Annotated in this window: 3 protein-coding genes and 1 pseudogene; all 4 read left to right on the forward strand. The window is 64.2% G+C overall.

Going from position 1 to position 3730, the window contains the following annotated elements; genetic code table 11:
• Nucleotides 1-161: pseudogene (locus AB4Y84_RS15850) on the forward strand (hypothetical protein); the annotation flags it as partial.
• Nucleotides 162-297: 136 nt separating this feature from the next.
• Nucleotides 298-642, forward strand: a complete 345-nt coding sequence (yajC, locus tag AB4Y84_RS15855; RefSeq protein WP_089240484.1) for a preprotein translocase subunit YajC — start codon at nt 298-300, stop codon at nt 640-642.
• 61 nt (nt 643-703) lie between these two features.
• Complete coding sequence (gene secD / locus AB4Y84_RS15860) at nt 704-2560, forward strand: protein translocase subunit SecD (protein ID WP_442244922.1); 1857 nt, start codon at nt 704-706, stop codon at nt 2558-2560.
• Between the two features lie 15 nt (nt 2561-2575).
• Nucleotides 2576-3556: a protein translocase subunit SecF gene (gene secF / locus AB4Y84_RS15865; protein WP_025875120.1), complete on the forward strand. Its 981-nt coding sequence runs from the start codon at nt 2576-2578 to the stop codon at nt 3554-3556.
• Nucleotides 3557-3730: the final 174 nt, after the last annotated feature.

Here is a 3730-nt window from a genome sequence, read left to right on the forward strand (position 1 = left end):
CCAGGAAGGTTCCCGCCTCAATGGCCGCGCGGATGTCGGCCAACCTCTTCTATTACGAAAAACTGATGGCCGACATCCGCGCGGCCATTGAGGCGGGAACCTTCCTGGCCTTCCGCGAGTCCTTCTACGCAGCACGCGGGGCGGTAGCGCCGCCCCTGTAAACCCGCAGCACCCCCTGCCAAACGGCCCAAGGACGAATGCCCGGGGCCGTGGCATACTTCAAGGCTGACCCAGATCCGCGGTCGACACCTCGTGCCCGTGAAACGGCCGAAGCGCCGCCCAACCAAAGGACCAACGATGAACCTGCTTGCCTTCCTGATTCCCGCCGCCCACGCCCAGGCCGCTGGCGGCCAACCGCAGGGCATGGGCCTGACCACGCTGCTGTTCCCGATCATCCTGATCGCCATCATGTACTTCCTGATGATCCGCCCGCAGATGAAGCGGCAGAAGGAGCACAAGTCCATGCTGGAGAAGATCAAGCGCGGCGACGAAGTGCTGACCAACGGCGGCATCGCCGGCAAGGTCACCGATATCGGCGACAACTTCGTGACCGTCGAAGTGGCCGAGAACGTGCGCATCCGCGTGCAGAAGGGCGCTGTCGGCAGCGTGCTGCCGACCGGCACCCTGGATTCGGCCAAGTAAGCCACTCCCTTTCTGAAGCACAACCGCGGCGCCGGGGATGGCGCCGCGCGGGACCCAAGCAATGCTCGAATTTCCACGCTGGAAGTACGTCGTCATCGTGATCGTACTGGCGCTCAGCGCGCTGTACGCACTGCCCAATATCTACCAGAAGGACCCGGCCATCCAGATCACCGCCAACCGTGGCGGCCAGGTCGACGATGCGCTGCGCGACCGTGTGCTGGCCGACCTGAAGAAGGCCGGTGTCACCACGCTCGGCGCAGAGAAGGAAGGAGACAGYCTGATCGTCCGCCTGTCGGACCTGAAGTCGCAGTCTGCCGCCAGCGATGCGCTGCGTGACAGCGTGGGCGAGAACTACACGGTGGCCCTGAACCTGGCCTCGACCGTGCCGGACTGGCTGGCCAAGATCGGCGGTCGCCCGATGGTGCTGGGCCTGGACCTGCAGGGCGGCGTGCACTTCGTGCTGCAGGTCGACCAGAAAGCCGCGCTGGACAAGCGCCTGGATGCCTACACCGAAGACGTGCGCAGCACCCTGCGTGATGCGCGCATCGCCTACCAGTCGGTCGAGCGTCGTGCCGACAACACCATCGTCGCCAACCTGAGCCCGTCGGCTGGCGAAGATGCCGGTACCCGTGCCCGCGCCGCGCTGGCCAAGGCGCAGCCGACCCTCGGCTACGACGTCAGCGGCAACCGCATCACGGTGTCCATTCCGGAAGCCGAGATTGCGCAGATCGCCAACGGCGCCATCGAGCAGAACATCAACACCCTGCGCAACCGCGTGAACCAGCTCGGCGTGTCCGAGCCGATCATCCAGCGCCAGGGTGCTGATCGCGTGGTCGTGCAGCTGCCGGGCGTGCAGGACACGGCCGAAGCCAAGCGCATGATCGGCGCCACCGCCACCCTGGAATACCGGGCCGTGGTGGAAGGCAACGCGCAGGACGCCATCGCGTCTGGTCGCATTCCGCCGGAAGCGAAGGTCTACCAGCGCCGTGACAACGGCGGTCCGGTGCTGCTGAACAAGCGCGTGATCGTTACCGGTGACCAGATGGTGGCAGCGCAGGCGGTGACCGACTCCACCAGCGGTACCCCGGCAGTCAGCGTGACGCTGAACAACGTCGGTGGCCAGCGCATGTTCGACTTCACCAGCGCCAACGTTAACAAGCCGATGGCAGTGGTCTACACCGAGCGCGTGCCGACCGTGACCGTCGTCGACGGCCAGGAAGTGCGTGGCTTCAAGGTCAACGAGGAAGTGATCTCGGTGGCCAACATCAACGGCGTATTCGGCAAGAACTTCCAGACCACCGGTCTGCAGAAGAAGGAAGCCGAGGACCTGGCCAAGCTGCTGAAGTCGGGCTCGCTGGCTGCACCGATGGACTTCGTTGAAGAGCGCGTGGTCGGCCCGAGCCTGGGTGCGGAGAACGTCAAGAACGGCATCACCGCGGTGGTCTACGCGTTCATGTTCACCCTGGTGTTCTTCACCATCTACTACCGCATGTTCGGTCTGATCACCTCGATCGCGATGCTGTTCAACCTGCTGATCGTGGTGGCGGTGATGTCGCTGTTCGGCGCGACCATGACCCTGCCGGGCTTTGCCGGCCTGGCGTTGTCGGTCGGTCTGTCGGTCGACGCCAACGTGCTGATCAACGAGCGTATCCGTGAAGAGCTGCGTGCCGGCGTGCCGGGCAAGACCGCGATCGTGACCGGTTACGAGCGCGCTTCGGGCACCATCCTCGACGCCAACCTGACCGGCCTGATCGTCGGTGTGGCGCTGTTCGCATTCGGTACCGGTCCGCTGAAGGGCTTCGCGCTGACCATGATCATCGGTATTTTCGCTTCCATGTTCACCGCGATCACCGTATCGCGTGCACTGGCGACGCTGATCTACGGCCGTCGCAAGAAGCTCCAGAACGTGGCCATCTGACGGGACGACACGCACATGAAACTGTTTCCGCTGCACATCCTCCCGAACGATACCAAGATCGACTTCATGCGCTGGCGCCATGTCGCGATGGTCGTCACGATCATCGTGTTCCTGGCCTCGATCGGCATCATCGGCTTCAAGGGCTTCAACTACGCTCTGGACTTCACCGGCGGCACCCTGATCGAAGCCCGCTTCGAACACGCGGTGGATGTCGAGGACGTCCGCAGCAAGCTTGAGCAGAACGGCTTCGACGGCGCTCAGGTACAGAGCGTCGGTGGCAACACCGACCTGCTGATCCGCCTGGCCCCGCACGGTGAGCACGCTCCGGGTACCGGCGGCGCTTCGGCCGAGGACAAGGCGACTGCCGCGGCCGTGGTCAAGGCGGTCTCTTCGGCTGACAACCAGGCCACCGTGCTGCGCAACGAGTTCGTTGGCCCGCAGATCGGCAAGGACCTGGCGATGAATGGCCTGTACGCCACCATCTTCATGCTGGCCGGCTTCCTGATCTACATCGCGGTGCGTTTCGAATGGAAGTTCGCGGTCACCGCGAGCATCGTGGCGATGTTCGACCTGATCGTGACGGTGGCCTACGTGTCGCTGCTGGGCCGTGAGTTCGACCTGACCGTGCTGGCCGGCCTGCTGTCGGTGATGGGCTTTGCGATCAACGACATCATCGTGGTGTTCGACCGCGTCCGCGAGAACTTCCGCAGCCTGCGCGTGGAGCCGATGGAAGTGCTGAACCGTTCGATCAACCAGACGCTGTCGCGTACGGTGATCACCGCGGTGATGTTCTTCCTGTCCGCACTCGCCCTGTACCTGTACGGCGGCAGCTCGATGGAAGGCCTGGCCGAGACGCACATGATCGGTGCGGTGATCGTGGTGCTGTCCTCGATCCTGGTGGCAGTGCCGATGCTGACCGTGGGTGCCCTGCGCGTGACCAAGCAGGACCTGCTGCCCAAGGCCAAGGACGTCGAGGCCCTGGCGCGCCGTCCGTAAGCATCTGCTGCACGCAGTACACAGAGAACCCCGCGCAAGCGGGGTTTTTTGTTGGCAGGGCTGCGCCCTGCACCTGCCGAAGCAACAGCAACAGCCAAATCCAAAGCGAAGCGGCATTCCGTGGGATGGCGGGGCACTGTGAGTTTGCGGGGACGCCGTAAACCCATCCATGGG

This window comes from Stenotrophomonas sp. 2YAF22 (genome assembly GCF_052114665.1).
Lineage (GTDB): Bacteria > Pseudomonadota > Gammaproteobacteria > Xanthomonadales > Xanthomonadaceae > Stenotrophomonas > Stenotrophomonas indicatrix.

What these genes read in the sequence shown, in the direction of transcription:
- yajC (WP_089240484.1), top strand. Translation starts at nt 298, where the DNA reads ATGAACCTGCTTGCCTTCCTGATTCCCGCCGCCCACGCCCAGGCCGCT.
- secF (WP_025875120.1), top strand. Translation starts at nt 2,576, where the DNA reads ATGAAACTGTTTCCGCTGCACATCCTCCCGAACGATACCAAGATCGAC.